This is a genomic window from Shewanella glacialimarina (assembly GCF_020511155.1).
Lineage (GTDB): Bacteria > Pseudomonadota > Gammaproteobacteria > Enterobacterales > Shewanellaceae > Shewanella > Shewanella glacialimarina.
In genome coordinates this window covers 3,876,439-3,894,054 of record NZ_CP041216.1, presented here as the reverse complement: position 1 = coordinate 3,894,054, position 17,616 = coordinate 3,876,439, and the positions used below count along the sequence as shown (strand labels likewise).

Annotated in this window: 13 protein-coding genes; 7 read left to right on the top strand and 6 right to left on the bottom strand. The window is 41.3% G+C overall.

Annotation, left to right across the window (positions count from 1 at the left end; genetic code table 11):
* Positions 1–2: 2 nt before the first annotated feature.
* Positions 3–929: a DUF7281 domain-containing protein gene (locus tag FJ709_RS16975; RefSeq protein ID WP_226411365.1), complete on the top strand. Its 927-nt coding sequence runs from the start codon at positions 3–5 to the stop codon at positions 927–929.
* 269 nt (positions 930–1,198) lie between these two features.
* A complete protein-coding gene (locus FJ709_RS16970; RefSeq protein ID WP_226411364.1) occupies positions 1,199–2,440 on the top strand; it encodes a dicarboxylate/amino acid:cation symporter in 1,242 nt (413 codons plus the stop codon).
* Positions 2,441–2,536: 96 nt separating this feature from the next.
* Here FJ709_RS16970 and FJ709_RS16965 read toward each other — a convergent pair whose 3' ends face one another.
* Together FJ709_RS16965 and FJ709_RS16960 are read right to left on the bottom strand one after the other, a co-directional pair.
* Positions 2,537–3,736, bottom strand: coding sequence for a tetratricopeptide repeat protein (locus tag FJ709_RS16965; protein WP_226411363.1), 1,200 nt, complete (start codon positions 3,734–3,736; stop codon positions 2,537–2,539).
* 156 nt (positions 3,737–3,892) lie between these two features.
* On the bottom strand, positions 3,893–4,885 hold the full coding sequence (locus FJ709_RS16960) for a class 1 fructose-bisphosphatase (RefSeq protein ID WP_226411362.1): 993 nt from the start codon (positions 4,883–4,885) through the stop codon (positions 3,893–3,895).
* A gap of 192 nt (positions 4,886–5,077) precedes the next feature.
* Here FJ709_RS16960 and FJ709_RS16955 point away from each other — a divergent pair, with 192 nt between their 5' ends.
* Positions 5,078–7,405, top strand: a complete 2,328-nt coding sequence (locus FJ709_RS16955) for a S9 family peptidase (RefSeq protein ID WP_404829974.1) — start codon at positions 5,078–5,080, stop codon at positions 7,403–7,405.
* A gap of 327 nt (positions 7,406–7,732) precedes the next feature.
* On the opposite strand, the gene ygfZ is transcribed toward FJ709_RS16955, so the two are convergent.
* Together ygfZ and serA are read right to left on the bottom strand one after the other, a co-directional pair.
* Complete coding sequence (gene ygfZ / locus FJ709_RS16950) at positions 7,733–8,698, bottom strand: tRNA-modifying protein YgfZ (RefSeq protein ID WP_226411361.1); 966 nt, start codon at positions 8,696–8,698, stop codon at positions 7,733–7,735.
* A gap of 142 nt (positions 8,699–8,840) precedes the next feature.
* Positions 8,841–10,070, bottom strand: coding sequence for a phosphoglycerate dehydrogenase (gene serA / locus FJ709_RS16945; RefSeq protein WP_226411360.1), 1,230 nt, complete (start codon positions 10,068–10,070; stop codon positions 8,841–8,843).
* Positions 10,071–10,367: 297 nt separating this feature from the next.
* Here serA and FJ709_RS16940 point away from each other — a divergent pair, with 297 nt between their 5' ends.
* Both FJ709_RS16940 and FJ709_RS16935 read left to right on the top strand, forming a co-directional pair.
* On the top strand, positions 10,368–10,961 hold the full coding sequence (locus FJ709_RS16940) for a DUF2238 domain-containing protein (RefSeq protein ID WP_404830065.1): 594 nt from the start codon (positions 10,368–10,370) through the stop codon (positions 10,959–10,961).
* 284 nt (positions 10,962–11,245) lie between these two features.
* On the top strand, positions 11,246–11,914 hold the full coding sequence (locus FJ709_RS16935) for a helix-turn-helix transcriptional regulator (RefSeq protein WP_226411357.1): 669 nt from the start codon (positions 11,246–11,248) through the stop codon (positions 11,912–11,914).
* A gap of 207 nt (positions 11,915–12,121) precedes the next feature.
* On the opposite strand, the gene FJ709_RS16930 is transcribed toward FJ709_RS16935, so the two are convergent.
* A complete protein-coding gene (locus FJ709_RS16930) occupies positions 12,122–13,609 on the bottom strand; it encodes an autotransporter outer membrane beta-barrel domain-containing protein (protein ID WP_226411355.1) in 1,488 nt (495 codons plus the stop codon).
* A 14-nt stretch (positions 13,610–13,623) separates the two neighbouring features.
* Positions 13,624–14,049: a curlin gene (locus FJ709_RS16925; protein WP_226411353.1), complete on the bottom strand. Its 426-nt coding sequence runs from the start codon at positions 14,047–14,049 to the stop codon at positions 13,624–13,626.
* A gap of 422 nt (positions 14,050–14,471) precedes the next feature.
* Between FJ709_RS16925 and FJ709_RS16920 the strand changes: the two genes are divergently transcribed.
* Both FJ709_RS16920 and FJ709_RS16915 read left to right on the top strand, forming a co-directional pair.
* Entirely contained in the window at positions 14,472–16,982 is a 2,511-nt protein-coding gene (locus tag FJ709_RS16920; RefSeq protein ID WP_226411351.1) for a S8 family serine peptidase, read from the top strand.
* Positions 16,983–17,161: 179 nt separating this feature from the next.
* A complete protein-coding gene (locus FJ709_RS16915; RefSeq protein WP_226411349.1) occupies positions 17,162–17,599 on the top strand; it encodes a PaaI family thioesterase in 438 nt (145 codons plus the stop codon).
* The last annotated feature ends 17 nt before the right edge of the window (positions 17,600–17,616 follow it).

Sequence of the window (17,616 nt, the reverse complement as noted above, 5' to 3'; positions counted from 1 at the left end):
GTGTGGCTAAGTTAACCAAAACACAGTTTAATGCAATCCAAACCGTGGTGATCAATCGATCTCCACGCACTAAACTCACCAGTAATTGGCAAAAAATATTTGATCAATTTGCTATTGGTGAGCCTGATGGTGCGGATAAATATTTATATTTTAGTGGTAAAGATCGCGATTTACTGCGTGAAATGGCACAACTCGATACTGGCTTTGATGTGCAGGATGCGAACTTTAATCAGCCACGAAATACCTTAGCCGCCCAAGGTAAAAAAGAGAAGTATGCCAATATTCGCCCCGATGCCAATTATGTTTTGGTCAAACTTCCGCATCATTGTTATCCACCTTTTGCAGCACAATATAGTCTGAGAATGACGGTTGAGCAGGTGGTAGACGTTTGTCTTCAATTTAACTTGCAGCATCTTATTGTGGTTGAAAACTTAGACAGCTTTGATGAGTTCAAGCACTTTCAATTTGATCCGCCGCTAGCCAGTATTACATCGCAAGGTGTGATTATTTATCGAGGCAGTGGCGCGCATTCACCTGCAGGCTGTAAACGCTTATTGCACGTGATTGCACAAAATGAAGTATTACAGCCAATAATGCAGATCAGCGCCTTTACCGACTTAGATCCTGCAGGGTTGCAAATTGCGCAGTTGCTTCAAGGTTGTAGGTATCTTATTGCACCCACATTGGTCAATGAAGCCGTATTTTCGTTATCTCAGCCAGCTCAAATATTTCAACAATCTCCATTGTCGCCATTAAATGATCCTGATGACTTTGATAAACAATGGCGACAACAGAAGTACCTTAATAAGGTGGCATTACACAACTGGGGCAAATTAGTAGACTGGCTGCAACAACATCGTATCAGTATTAAACAGCAGCATATGTTAGCGCATCAGCTTGAGTTAACATTAATCCCTATTCAAGAATAGGTTGACCTCTTGTTTTCACTAATCAATATGCTTCTGTAATTGATTATGCTGTTTGCGAAAGGTTAATTGTTTTTTTATCCAATTTTATTGTTTCAGTTGTTATTTTATCACTTAAATCATGAGTTTATGTCTGGTGTATTTATTTTTCACCTGTTAATTAACTTTTTTATTCATCAACTAATTGAAATATGAATGTTGATGGCTCAGTATCTTGGCACTAAAACAACAAGCCTGAATTAATCTAGGCAATAATAAGGATGTATAAGTAAATGATGAAGTCATTATCAGCCCGTATTTTTACGGGTCTTTTTCTAGGGGTAATTTTAGGCAGTATTGTGCAATTTGCACTGGCTGATGTTGCATTTTTCTCCGGTACGTTAGTCAATATTACCGGCGGCATAGGCACCATGTTCGTTAATATGATCATGATGCTTGTGGTGCCATTGGTATTTGTCAGTATTATTTGTGGCGTGTGTGAACTGCAAGATTTAAAAAGCTTTGGCCGCTTGGGCGGTAAAACCTTTGGCTTTTATATCATAAATACCGTGGTAGCCATTCTGGCAGCATTTATCGTTGCTATGCTCATTGAGCCCGGTAAAGGCGTTGACATGAGCAGTAACGATACTGCAACCATCACCGCCACTGAGTTACCTAATCTGGTCAGCTTAATTGTTAGCATTGTACCCAATAATCCCTTTTCCGCTTTCACCTCAGGCAATATGTTACAGGTGATCTTTATGGCATTGCTGTTAGGCGGCGTGATGAAGTCAATGGGCAGTGCGGTTGATGGTGCTATAAAAGGTTTTCAAACCGCTAACAAGATTATGATGCGTTTGATTTCTGTGGTGATGAGCATTGCGCCTATCGGTGTGTTTGCCTTAATGTTCAAACTTGGAGCGACCTTAGAGCCTGAAGTCTTTGTCAGTGTTGTAGAATACTTAGTACTCATTTTAAGCTTGTTATTACTATGGATTTTTGTGGTTTATCCCTATGCAGTTAGCTTTTTTACGCCTATTTCGGCTAAAACATTTCGCGCTAAAACCCAAGAGCAAATCCTATTCTCACTCTCTACAGCATCATCAAATGCTACCATTCCAGTGACTATGCGTACCCTAACGGACAAGCTTGGTGTCAGTAAAGCTGTTGCAGGTTTTGGCGTGCCACTAGGGGCAACCATGAACATGGGCGGGGTGTCTATTTATATCACTATTGCTATTTTCTTTGTTGCCAATGCCTATGGCATGCCAATCAGTAATGAGCAAATTCCGGCATTACTGTTTAGTGTGTTCTTATTGTCTGTCGGTGCTGGTGGCGTACCCGGCGGTGGTATGGTGATGATTGGCGTATTAATCCATCAAATGGGTTTACCTGTGGAAGCTTTTGCTATTGTGGCTGCATTAGACCGTATTATTGATATGGTACTAACGTCATGCAATGTAGTGGGTGATACTGCGGTATTAACTATTGTCGATCAAACGGAAGCACCGCACCGTGTTGAAGAAAAAGTATAATAGCTATCTGTATGTATCATAAAAAAAACGGCCTTAATTTAAGGCCGTTTTTTTGTTTTGTAGAGCGTATAGATATCCAAGGTGATGTTAACTGCCTTAGCGTTTATCTTCGACTTTTGCCATTAAGGTTAATGTTGCCGCTTCCATTTCAGTTAACCCTAAGCCCGAGATTAGTTCAAATGATCGGGCAATATCGCGATACGCCTGGGGATAATTGTGTTCAACAATTTCAAGTTCAACAAGCAAATTAAGTGATTGTGATTGGCCGATAGGGTACCCCATCATTCGATGGTACTTAATCGCTTGTTTAAATTGCAGTCTTGCCTCTTCATTACGTCCAAGTCGCTGGTTAATGACACCAGCAAGTTGTGCAATATAGCCTAAGTATAGCCATTCATTCACCTTGGCTGCGTGAGTTTTGGCAACTGACAGTAACGCTAATGCGGGCTCAATTTCAGTCATTTCTAGAGCTGTCTGGGCTAGTAATAACCTTAATTTTGCTAGTTCACGTTCATTGTTAATCGCTGTAGCGTGTTCAATTGCTGAAGTTAACGTTGCTTTAGCTAAGGTATATTGGGTGTTTTGATATTGCAGTCCTGCTAATAATCGTCTGGCGAGTAGGTTTTCAGGTTCTGCAGCAATAGTCTGGGTTAATTGCTGTTGTGCAAAAGTCCAGTCGCCAGATTGCATAAAGCCAAGACCTTTAATGAGTTGTAAATTATCAAAGTTTGAATGATATGTTGAAGGTGGTGCAATATTGTTAGGGTTTATCTGTTGGTTAATATCAGCTGCGGTTAAAGTCATTAATGAATCTACTGTTGCTGCCTCAATTATCTGTTGTTGCTGATGTTGCTGATGATTTTCTTGATGCAAATTATAGGTTAACTGATAGCCGTTATTGGCTTTGGTGATATTAGCTTCAATAATATAAGTGGCACCTGAAATAGCCATTAGTCTTTTTATATCAAAATGATGCTCAGAGTTATCTAGAGTGCTATTAATCGTACTACCAGCATCAGCGAGTTGCATCATACTGATCACATCTTCAGTTTGCAGTATAGGGAACTTAGCCCCTAGCGTTAATTGGTGGTTGAGATTATCCATTGCAGCATACATATTCCACCAAGGTTCAGTGGCTTCTGCTGTCAATGTTATTGGTAAAACCAAAACAGAGCCTGATGAGGGGGCTTCGTTTGAGTTTGAATTGATATAGGTATAAGCCCCTATGCTGAAAAGCACAAATACAATAACTATCCCAAGATATGTATTTTTATGAGATTGGACACTGCGCGACATCGTTGTCGTCCTTAGGTAACTGTCAAGCGGGCTAACTTAGAGGTTAACCAAACCATTGTAAAGTAAAGGCGCTAGGTTCAAACAAAAGTTTGATGACACGATTATTTTACAAACAAAAAAACCGCCCAAAGGCGGTTTGTTGTTAATGGTTATAACTTAATCAATTACAGGTTCTTCTCTATAATCAATACCATGATAGCTTAAGCAGGTATCAACTTCGTTAGCGCTACCTAAAATCACTGCAACACGTTGATGAATTTCAGTTGGCATGATGTCTAGAATAGTTTCGTAACCGGTAGAGGCTTTACCACCGGCCTGTTCAACCAAAAATGCCATTGGGTTAGCTTCATACATTAAGCGTAGCTTGAATGGTTTAGCTGGATTTTTGTTGTCTGTTGGGTAAGTAAAAATACCGCCACGACAAAGAACGCGATGCACATCACCTACCATAGCGGCAATCCAACGCATGTTGAATGACCGTTCGCGTGGACCGATTTTACCTAATAGTAAATCGGCAATATAGGTTTGCATTGGCGCTTCCCAAAAACGTTGGTTTGACATATTAATCGCAAACTCAGCGGTATCAGGGGTAATTTGTACATTGTCATTGGTCAGTAAAAATTCACCGCTGCCAGGGTTTAGGGTATAAAACTGCGTCCCTTGGCCTGTGGTTAATGCCATCATGGTAGATGGACCATACAGCACATAACCGGCAGCCACTTGCTTGCGGCCAGCTTGTAAAAAACTTTGCTCGTTTAGCTCACCCGTAGGGGCAGGTAATATTGAGAAAATTGTGCCCACAAGTGAGTTAATATCAATGTTTGATGAACCGTCTAGCGGGTCAAAACACACTAGGTACTCGCCTTGTTTACTCACTTCAACCACATAATCTTCTTCTTCTGAAGCTAATCCGCGTACATTGCCTTCAGCTTTTAACGCATCTTTAAGCATGTCATTAGTGATCACATCTAATTTCTTTTGTGTTTCACCTTGAATATTTTCTTGCTCTGTTGCGCCTAATATCCCGGCTAACGCACCATGACGCACAGCGCCACTAATGGCTTTAGATGTGTCAGCTAACGATAATATAAGTTCAGTAAGAGAGGGTTTTACTGCTTGTGTTGTAAGGGTTTGTGCCAAAGTTTGCATGCTTATTCCTATGACAAGTTTAAGGTTAAGGTCGGTTATTCTTGAAGATGATTATAATTAATTATTTTTTGAATCTTATTGGCGGCGATCATACCTTAGAACGGCGTAAATTTCAGCGCTTGATGAGGCATTTTCGTTTTAAGATGAATTCAGGCAGAATGCCTGTGTAAAAATTTTTCAGGAAAAATAATAATGACCCTTACATGGAAGCAACAAGCCTTGGCTGCTTTTTCTGCAGTGCCTTTTCTATTTGCCAGTACATCATCTATGGCGACTCAAATGACATCAGTTAATCATGCTCAATACATAACAAGCATCAATATTATATTTAATACCACTTTACCGCTCACTGGTTTAAAGGGTGGCGATAACGCATTAACTATAGAGCGCATCCACGCTTCGCCAGCATTGGCGGGCTCAAGTCCTAGAGGATTAAGTTTATCGCCAGACGGTAAACGTGTGACATACCTTGCTGGTCGAGATGATAACCAGAGCTTTTATGATCTATGGCAAATGGAGATCAGCAGTGGTGTACGCAGTCGTTTGATTGATGCGGACAAATTAGCCGCGGATGAATTATCCGATGAAGAAAAAGCCCGTCGTGAGCGTCAACGTATTTATGGTCAAGGGATCATGGAGTACTTTTGGGCTGATGATAGTCAGTCAATTTTAATTCCTGCATCTGGTCAATTGTATCTTTTTGATGTTAAAAGCAACGCCGTCAATGTACTTGATACCGGGGAAGGTTTTGTTACCGATGCCCGTCTGTCGCCTAAAGCCAATTATGTGTCTTTTGTGCGCGATCAAAACCTATTTGTGCTTCATTTAACGAGTAAAAAAATTACCGTGTTGACCAAAGACGGTAAAGGGCCAATTAAAAATGCCATGGCAGAATTTGTTGCCCAAGAAGAAATGGACAGAATGACAGGTTACTGGTGGTCACCTGATGAATCACATATTGCCTTTACCCGTATTGATGAGTCAGGTGTTGAGCTTGTGACCCGCAATGAGATTTATGCCGACGGTATTAAGCTTACCGAGCAGCGTTACCCTTATGCAGGTAAGCCAAATGTGACCATTGAACTGGGTGTGGTATCCGTCACTGACATCAAAACCCAATGGATTGATTTAGGTAAAGAAACAGACATTTATTTACCGCGAGTAAAATGGTTGCCTGACAGCCAGCATTTATCATTTCAATGGCAAAGCCGTAATCAACAAGCGTTAGATTTACGCATTGTGGATATTAGCAAGCCAACTGAGACTAAAACCATTGTCAAAGAGCGCAGTAATGCCTGGGTTAATTTACATAATGATTTGCACTTTCTAAAACAGCAATCAGCTTTAGTTTGGGCGTCAGAGCGTGATGGTTTTAATCACCTTTATTTATTTGATTTAAACGGTCAACTGATACGCCAATTAACGCAAGGTGAGTGGGTGGTTGATAGCCTTGACTATGTTGATGAAAAACAAGGTTGGTTGTATTTTTCTGGTCGCAAAGACAGCGTGGTTGAGCGTCACTTATATCGAGTTAACTTAGCTAAAGGCAGCCAAAGCATAGAACGTATTAGTGAACGCTCTGGTATGCATCAAAGTGTCTTTGCTGAAAATAAGCCGGTATATCTAGATTACTTCAGCAGTTTACAGCAGCCACCGCAAATCAGTTTACATGATGAGTCCGGCAAGCAATTATCTTGGGTTGAACAAAATGAAGTGAATGCTTCACACCCACTTTATGCATTAGCAGGTCAATGGGCGATGCCGGAATTTGGTCATTTAAGTGCCGACGATGGTCAAACATTACAATACCGTTTATTTAAACCTATACCATTTGATGACAGCAAAAAATACCCTGTTGTGGTGCGAGTTTATGGCGGGCCTCATGCCCAATTAGTGGTTAATGCATGGAGTGAGGCGGATTACTTTACTCAGTATTTATTGCAACAAGGTTATGCGGTGTTCCAATTAGACAATCGCGGTTCAGCGCATCGCGGCACAAAATTCGAATATGTGATTTATCAAAACATGGGTGATGCTGAGGTACGCGATCAAAAAGTCGGTGTCGATTATTTACGTAGCCTGCCGTTTGTTGACGGCGATAATGTGGCTATTTATGGTCACAGTTATGGTGGTTACATGGCGTTGATGAGCCAGTTTAAAGCCCCTGACTACTTCAAGGCTGCCATTGCAGGCGCACCAGTCACTGACTGGCGTTTATACGACAGTCATTACACTGAGCGTTACATGGGCAGCCCTAAGGCTAACAAGCAGGGTTATGATGCCGGCAGTGTTTTACCTTACGTGAAAAACTACCAGTCAGGGCTGTTGATGTACCACGGTATGGCGGATGACAACGTGTTATTTGAAAACAGCACTCGGGTTTATAAAGCCTTGCAGGACGAAGGTAAGTTATTTCAAATGATGGATTACCCGGGTTCTAAGCATTCAATGCGTGGTGAGAAAGTGCGTAATCATTTGTATAAATCGTTAGCTGCCTTTTTGGATAGCCAATTGAAGTAAGGGATTTTGGATTTGATGTTGTATAAAAGCGAATGTGGTTTAGGCCCATTCGCTGTTTTTCGTTTTAAGACCTTGGCAGTATTTGTATTGGGTAGCTTGTTTCAGCGTTGAGCCTCAATTTAACTTATTCAGCCAATATCAATGCAGTAAGGATATTATCGTGCTTGTCTATTTGTTTAACTTTTTTAAACCTTGTGTCTTTCTATCATGAGCTGTAGGTGGAAAAACCACATAAAAAGCACTTTACACAAAATAAAAATGGCTATCGATTTGATAGCCATTTCAGTTGTTATTGCTCAATTTGCAAATATCTCAGAGCAAACAACCTTAAGCTTCTAGCGAATAAGGTAACGGCATAATCGTTAAAGCAGATTCTTCATCACCAGCAATACGCAAAGTCGCATCTGCTTCAGTGTCATTGGCTAACACAGCCGTGAGTAATACTTGATCGCCTTGCTGAACAAACTCAATGATAGCGCCGCCACGACGATAGCCGCCTTCAAGGGCGATTTCTAATACCGTTTCTTCTGTTAACGTTTGGCTACTGGTGCCAGATAAGATATAAAGTGCGCGTTTGTTACCACCACGATACTTCATACGGGCGATGGTTTCTTGCCCCATATAACAGCCTTTAGTAAAGCTGATGCCATTAATTGACTGCACATTACACATTTGTGGCACGTATTGGTTGGCATGTATGCCTGGAATATTAGGGTAACCTGCTTTGATTTCTAATGCTTGCCATGCCGCGGCGCTATATATCGTTTGGTTTGCACAAATGGTTTGGGCTTTTTCTGGGCTTAACATGGCGATGAAACGCTGGCCATCTTTAAGCAGTAAACCACCGTCAACGATAGTGACTTCGTTGGCTGTTTCAGGGCTAACTTCGGCAAAATGTTGTTTTACAAAAGTGTTGGCATCGCTGCCTGCAATACCGATTAATTGCCAGTTAGCTGATGCATCAACTAACTCTGCTTTGCTAAATACTGAATATTTTTTTAACTGGGGTAAATCAATCGCTAATGCGCTGGTGGGCATCAGCATAAATAAGCTGTCTTGTAATACAAAAGCGCGGAAACTGGCTAACATTTTACCTTTGGCATCACAGTGTGCGCCCCAGCGCCATTGGTCTGCGGCAAGTGAGGTAATATCAGTGGTCACTTGGCCCTGAATAAAGCTGCGACCTTGCTCACCCGTTACTTCTATAAGGCCTAAATGATTCAGGTTAGCTAGCATTATTGCAGGTGTGTCTTGGGTGGGGGCCCAATCTGGTTGACTTATTGAAAGGCTCATAGGGTTTCCTGTAATACAGCAACATAATGCCAGCAGTGTAGCCCAATCGGTGGTGACTCTAAAGGGGCAAGGCAATAAAAAACGACTATCTAAATATGATAAATAGTCGTTTTATTGTTACTGTGATCTGATGCTACCGATATTAAAACAATACGCGGGTACGAATTGTGCCTTCAATCAGTTTCAGTTCACCTAAGGCTTCTTCAGCTTGGTCTGAATCGACTTCCATTACCACGTAACCAATTTCAGCGGTAGTTTGCAGATACTGAGCTGCAATGTTGATACCTTTAGCCGAAAATGCTTGGTTAATTTTGATCAACACACCAGGACGGTTATGGTGAATATGCAGTAGACGAGATGTGCCAGCATGCTGTGCTAGAGTCACTTCAGGGAAGTTAACTGCCGATACGGTTGAACCGTTATCAGAGTATTTAGCTAGCTTGCCTGCCACTTCAATACCGATGTTTTCTTGAGCTTCAGCGGTACTACCACCAATATGCGGTGTCAGTATCACATTGTCTAAGCCACGAAGTGGGCTAACAAATTCATCATCATTTGATTTAGGCTCAACGGGAAAAACGTCAATAGCTGCGCCTGCAATATGCTCAGACTTAACTGCCTGAGCAAGGGCGTCTATATCAACAACTGTGCCGCGAGAGGCATTGATGAAGAAACTGCCTTTGCGCATTTGGCTAAATTCTTTTTCACCAAACATATCTTTGGTTTGTGGCGTTTCAGGAACATGTAAGCTTACAACGTCAGCTGTGGCCAGTAATGTTTCTAGGCTGTGAATTTGTGAGGCATTGCCGAGCGGTAATTTATCTTCAATATCAAAGAAAATGACTCGCATGCCTAAGGTTTCAGCCAAAATGCCTAACTGAGTACCAATATGGCCGTAACCAATGACACCCAGGGTTTTTCCTCTCACTTCAACGCTGCCGTTGGCACTTTTTAGCCAGCCGCCGCGGTGACATTGAGCGTTACGTTGTGGAATGCCGCGCATTAGCATGATGATTTCACCAATGACTAATTCAGCCACACTGCGGGTATTAGAGAATGGCGCGTTGAAAACAGGCACACCGAGTTTTTCTGCCGCGGCAAGATCAACTTGGTTGGTTCCAATACAAAAACAGCCGATCGCAACCAGCTTCTCTGCATGGCTAAGTACTTCAGCAGTTAATTGAGTGCGCGAGCGTAAACCAACGAAATGAGCATCCTTTATGGACTCCAATAACTCACTTTCGCCTAGCGAGGCTTTGTGATATTCAATGTTGGTATAGCCTGCTCTTTCTAGTACATCTACCGCACTTTGGTGGACGCCCTCCAACAGCAGGATTTTGATCTTATCCTTGTCAAGCGAATGTTTCGCCATGATATGGGTACCCTCTAATGTATAATTGCTGATTTAGTACCTAGTTAAATTAGTACTTATGCTTATAATATCAATTAGTTTATGCTTGATATCTGTTCCCAAGCGACGTCAAGTTACCAACCTTAGAAACGGCCAATAAGGTCAATTCTACTTTAGGAATAATTTGCGACTTCCAGCGCCTAGCCAAAGTAGCACTTTTTTGGCCAGTTGTGGAGGGCTAGATGGCTAAAGTTAATATTCTAATTTTAGAACAATATAGAACAAGAGGAATTTACATTGCTGAATAAAGTTATATGGATGCTAATTTATGTCGCGGTGCTACTTTGGTCCGTGAGTGATCCCAAAGATATGTTCACTTGGTGGTTAGAAGCTATTCCCGCTTTAATAGCTTTGCCTATTTTATTTTTTACTCGAAACCGTTTTAAATTAACCCCTTTGGCTTACTGGTTGATCTTAATCCATTGCATCGTGTTAATGGTTGGAGCCAGATATACCTATGCCGAAGTACCCTTGTTTGATTGGTTAGCAGAAGTGATGGGTAGCGAGCGCAATAATTACGACAAAGTAGGCCATTTTGCCCAAGGTTTTGTGCCTGTTATTATCGCCAGAGAAATCATGTTGCGTAATGGGGTGTTACAGTTGGGAGCCTGGTGCCAGTTTTTGTCAGTCTGTTTTGTATTAGCATTCTCTGCATTCTATGAACTGATAGAATGGTGGGTTGCCGCCGCAACGGGTGAAAATGCAGAAGCCTTTTTAGGCACCCAAGGTTATGTATGGGATACCCAGTCTGACATGTTTCTTGCATTAATAGGGGGTTGTTTTGGACTATTATTGTGCACTCGTTTGCATAATCGACAAATTCAAAATCTGAATGTCGCCATTAAGCCCTAGTTAAAAACATTATGATTTATCAGTCAAAACTATTATTAATACTTTTGACTGACAAACTTTCTCTTTGTTCTAGTTAATTTCTACTACCCTTATTACTCTGTTTATTCATTTACCTTAATTCTAGGCGTTTATGAGCAATTGTATCTGGCTTCAAGGTAAGATTTAGGTATAAAATCAAACACAGGATGATGTTCAAGTATTAAGCACTTTCGCTTATTGATGATGTGGTTAAACCTAATACTTAGGAGCACTTGAACAAATTAAACTTTTCAGGGAGAAGAGTGATGAGTTCCAATACATATGAATTGGTTTTTTTACACCAATTATCGGCACCTTGCCATTTAGCTATTCTTGCTGAATCGATAGGCTTAAAGACACGCATTGTTAAGAATGCTGCTGAATTAGAGTTCGAAAAAAAGTCTAATAGTTTTTATCTTGTGGCTCAAAAAGGCGCGGCCCTTGATAGCAAAGGTATTCCTCTATTGGTATCGCGTATTGTTAATCATGTCCCCGTAGCCTTATATCAAGTAGAACGCGGCTCATTAGATCAAGAGACTGCATTATTGCTGGGCGTGCGTGGACTGCTATATTCAGATCAACGAATGGACTTGATGTTAACAGGTTTACGTAAGATGGTATCTGATGAGCTTTGGTACGACAGACCATTGATCAGTAAAATTTTTAGACGTTTAGTTCAAAAGCTTGATAATAATAACGAAATTCCTGCAGATACGGTTGCCATGTTACAAATGCTGACTAATCGAGAAAGGACCATTATTCAGCTAGTGTCTAGTGGTGCTAGAAATAAAGAAATTGCCCATCGCTTATGCATTAGTGAGCATACTGTAAAAGCCCATATCTCTTCTGTTTTTCGTAAAACACAATCCCGAAACAGAGTTGAACTATTACGCTGGGCGCAAACTTATCAAACCCATTTTGAGTTAGTAAGCTAGGGACATTAAGCCTGTCTTTTTGCGTTTATGTAGCTGATTGAGTTTGCTGGGTGACTGAGTTTGCTTAGTTAATTTAGTCGGTTAGGTGTCAGTAGGATTAATTGAGATATTGGAGTGAACTCAATGAGTAATGGTAAATAAAAGGGAGCAATATAATTGCTCCCTTTTTGCATTTTAGTGTGATTTATTACACGTTATATCTATAGTTTAGTTTTGAATGACTAACGCGCTGTTGAAATCACCTGTTTGTGAGACATTAATCGTGTTATCAAAACCAGTTTGCGAGCCTGTCACTAGGTTATCATTACCCGTTTGTGTCACCATGAAGCTGTTGTTATCACCCTCTACAGTGAAAGCTCCACTCGATTCACCACCCACCCAGTTACCATTACCTGATTGCATGATATCAACTAAGTTTTCATTGCCCATAACCAGTAAATCAACCAGGTTGAGATCACCCACTTGAGTGACATCCACTTGAGTATTAAGATCGCCTAGAACAGAGACTATGGCTTCATTATCAGTGCCATCTTGTTCAACATCCACTTTGTTATCATTGCCGAGAATATCAACATGGCCAAAGTTAATATCACCCTCTTGATCGATATCAATTAAATTATCATTACCATCTGCTAATGCTTCTATGGTGTTTTGATTTCCATCCGATGAAAGATTGAAATGGTTATCATCGCCGTAAGCACCGAATGCAGCATAGTTATTATCACCTTCCTGCTCTAGATCAGCATCATTTTGATCGCCAATAACTTCAAATTCAGTTAGGTTATTGTCACCATGTTGCTCAATATCGATAATGTTGTCAGAACCATTTACAGCCGCTACAAATGTTTCTCCAACAGTGTTGTTTTGGCCTTTTTGATCAATCTCCATATCATTATCGTTACCAGTAGTGAACTCTAGTACGGCATTATTATTGTCACCTTCTTGTTCAATATTAATATCGTTATCTGAACCTGAAAGTGAGTAAACAAAACCGGTATTTAGATTGCCAACCTGTTCAATATCAACAGTGTTGTTATTACCTAAAATGCCACGAACGGCAGCTAAGTTGCTGTCGCCTTCTTGATAAGTGGTCACATCGTTGTTATTGCCTACATTAGGAGTTAAATCTAATGCAATTAAACCTGCTTGGTTGCCGTTGCCAATTTGGGTTGTATCACCATCGTTATCATTGCCTTGAACGCGAAAGACGCCATAGTTGTTATCACCTTGCTGGCTAATTTTGCTGCTATTGTTATCGCCAAGTAATTCAACAATACTTTCATTCAATCCACCTACTTGTTCAACATCGACATTGTTGACATTACCTGTAATTTGCACATCACTTTGGTTGAAAAAACCATCTTGAGTGACTTTAGTGAAGTTCTCATCGCCTTCTAAGGCAACATTAGAAATATGCCAGTCAGCAGTTTGATTAACTTCAACTTCATTTTCATCTCCAACTGACGTCACGTAAGACTCTAACCACACACCATCTTGAGCAATGATCGCGCTTTGATCGTTACCAGTTTGACTAACATCAGATACATTTAGAGAACCTGTTTGCTCAGATTTTACATCCTGGCCAGCACCGTTCTGCATAATGTTAATAATGCTTTCATCACTGGCAAAAGCTTGTGAAGACAGACCTGCTGCAATGGCTAAAGCTAGTAAGGTTTTAGTTGTTTGCGATTTCATATGACGCTCCCTGTTTAATATTGCGTAATTGTGATTGCAGCACCATCTGCAATCTGTTCAATTGAGAAATTTGCACTTCCTAGTTGGTTTAACTGCACTCGATTATCGTTTCCTGTTTGGGTAACCGAAGCATTATTGTTTTCACCTGCTTGCAACAGCTCGACTTCATTATTCACACCATATTGGGCAATATAAGCCTGATTCCCTTCTCCTAGCTGCAAAATAGAAGCCTGGTTAAGTTCTCCTGCCTGTATAACACTTGCTTGGTTTAGCATGCCCTGTTGGATGATATTAATCATGTCGCCACGATCATTATTTTCTAACAGCGCTTGCAATGTGATAGGTAAATTTAGATCAAGTTGATCTGATTTAATCTCTTGAGCATAAGCGGTTAATACAAAGCTTGGCAGCAGGAGGGCGATGCACAATGTTTTTGCCATTGAAATCTGCATGATCACACTCCTTTGCATTACGTGAAACATTTCGGCAATGACTCATTAGATAGAGCCAAATTAACTCGACCAACTTACGGGGTTAACAATTGCCTCACAATTGGACTAAAGAGTATTAATTTGCGGATGTAAAATGCAGTTTATTATAAAATTAAATTTTTATTTTTATTTATTTACAGCGGGTTAGGTTGCGTTTTTCGTAAAACCCATTCTAACGGGTTAGGTTAAGTGACTTAGTAGTAAAGTGGTAATTATCTAAGTCATTCTTCCCAAAGCTATTACATTGTGGCAACAATCTGTAGGTAATAAAATTGCCGGATGAATATGTCCTTGATAAGTCAAAAGACACTCTTTTGATATATTCAGCAGTACCGGTTCTGGAATCAAAAAGGATGATAGGAAACCAGTATATGTCGATTAAAATAACACCTGTTGCATTAGCCATAGCGTCTGCAATGGCAATGACTTCCGCAGTGCCAGTGATGGCTAAGCAAGCAGTGACTTACCAGCAAGATACCATCTTGGTGGTGTATAAAGACAATGTAACTAAATTTGAACGTTCGTCAGCGCAAAAGCTTGTTGGCGCAACCATTAAAGACATCAATGCAGACGGGGTGGATGATAAATTCAGTCACCTTTTGAATGGAAAGTTGGCTCGTTTAAGTCTAAGAAATGGTGCTAATGTTGAGCAAGCGATCAAAATGATCAGCAAACATCCGGCGGTTAAATATGCCGAGCCAAACTACATTGTCCGCGCAATAGGTGTTCCCGATGACCCAAGTTTTGTTGACCTTTGGGGCTTACATAACACCGGCCAATCCGGTGGATTAGCCGGTGCAGATATTGATGCCGTGTTAGCCTGGAATACGTCAACGGGTGACCGTAATGTGGTTGTTGGCGTAATTGATACTGGGGTGGATTATAATCATCCTGATTTGCAAGCGAATATGTGGGTAAATCCTGGTGAAATCGCGGGTAATGGTATCGATGATGATGGTAATGGTGTTATTGATGATATTCACGGCTATAACGCAAATGCCAATACTGGTGATCCAATGGATGGCAATGGCCACGGTACACATGTTTCGGGCACTATTGGCGCTAAAGGTAACAATGGTGTAGGTGTCGTTGGCGTTAACTGGGATGTTAGTATTATTGGTTGTCAGTTCTTAGATGCAAGTGGTTCAGGTACAACTGCAGCCGCAATTGCCTGTATTGATTACATGACAAATCTCAAGCTAAACCATGGTGTCGATGTTAAAGCGACAAACAATTCATGGGGCGGTGGTGGCTTTAGCCAAGCGCTTAAAGATTCTATAGATTCAGCAGGTGATGCAGGAATTTTGTTCTTAGCAGCAGCGGGTAATGACGCATACGATAATGATGTTACACCTAGTTATCCAGCAAGTTACGATTCAGATGCCATAATGGCCATCGCCAGTACTGATCGCAATGACAATATGTCAGGCTTTTCTCAATGGGGTTTAACCAGCGTTGATATGGGCGCTCCTGGTTCGGCTATCTTGTCCACAGTACCTGGTGGCAGTTATGATACTTATTCTGGTACATCAATGGCAACGCCCCATGTTACAGGTGCGGCGGCTTTGGTGTGGTCACTTAATCCAGATCTTAGCGCGGAAGAAATGAAAGAGTTACTGATGGCATCGGGTGATTCTAATGCGTCATTAACAGGACTAACAGTAGCTGGTACGCGTTTAAATGTGGCATCAGCCCTTGACCAAGCAAACCCAGCACCAGGTTATCGCTTTACTGCCTCACCCGCATTACAAGAAGTGGAGGCGGGCAGTGCAGTAAGTTATGATTTTAGTCTAGGCAGCGTAGCTGGTTGGAATGGCAATGTCGCATTGACGGTTGATGTATCACCTAGCTTAAATGGCGTGAGCTTATCAAGCGCATCAGTTGGTGCTGGTGATGACTTTACTGTTGATGTAGTAACTGAAGCAAATGCAGCCTGGGGTGATTACGTTATTACGGTAACAGGAGATGATGGTGCAACTGTTAAAACCAAATCAGTAGCACTAGCCGTTTATCCACAAGGGCTGAGTGATTTCCCTTATAGCAATAATTCTCCAGTGGATATTCCTGATAACAATGCCGTAGGTATTAGTAGCACAATTAATGTTGCTGATGATATTGCAGTTTTTGGATTAGCGGCAAATGTTGATATCTCTCATACTTGGATAGGCGATTTAATTGTTACTTTAACATCGCCCAACGGGACTGAAGCTGTTCTGCATAATCGTGATGGCGGCAGTGCTGATAATATTGTTAAATCATGGGATTTAAGTGCATTTAACGGTGAAATGGCCATGGGCGATTGGACATTATCTGTGTCTGATAATGTTGGCGCAGATACGGGGACACTGAATAGTTGGGGGCTCACCATTTCGGGTTTAGGTGACTCAGCTCCAGCTGCCCCTGTTGCAGGATTTGAATATGTGATTGATGGATTAAATGTCAGCTTTACTGACACGAGTTCAGATGCCAATAATGACATAACTACCTATTCCTGGGACTTTGGTGACGGTTCAATCTCAGCTGATGCAAATCCTGTGTACAGCTATGCCGCAGCAGGTGTTTACACAGTGAGCTTGACGGTAACTGATGCTGAAGGAAATACTAACGCCACCATGATGGATGTCGAAGTGTTTGCACACAGTATTGAAGCCTATGTTTCTCGGGTATTAGTCTCACGCCGTGGTAGTGCACTTGTTGACCTGAGTTGGGACGGGGCTGTTGGTGGAACTGTCGATGTGTATCGTGATGATGAGATGATTACTACCACAGATAACGATGGGCGTTACCGTGACCGTTTCAGTACAACGGCAAGCTCGGTAACATACAAAATCTGTCAAGCATCGAGCACCTTGTGTTCAGATTCTTTTGTAGCACAGTTTTAAGTGATAAAAAATTGAGTTAACTTACTTAATGTAAAAGATAATTAGGGAGCATTTCTGCTCCCTTTTTTATTGCGAGTAATACAGTATATGAATTATAAAGCGCAATTTACCAGTTAATTATTTCTTCTGATACCATCTCACAGTACACTGGAAAAACAATTGTTAACTGGATGTATTCAATGAGTATTTGGTTTAGAGAAGTAACACTTGCAGATTGCGAGCGCTTAGATGCAGGGATGAATGGCAAAGGCACACTGATGCAAACCCTAGGGATTAAAATTACCGAAATTGGTGATGACTATCTTAAGGCCACTATGCCCGCCGACCCTAGTGTACACAACCCACTTGGTATAGTGCATGGTGGTGCAAACATCGCGCTTGCTGAAACCGTTGCCAGTTATGCAGCAAACTTTGTTGTTGATTTCACCAAGTTCTATTGTGTTGGCCAGGAAATTAACGCAAACCATTTAAAAGCCTCTCGCAATGGCACATTAACTGCCACAGCAAAGCCAGTTCATATAGGCAAACGTAGTTCAGTGTGGGAAATTTTAATCCATAACAGTGCTAATGATTTATGTTGTATCTCACGGATGACAGCTGCGGTTGTTGAACGTTAGACCTCATCATATTGAGC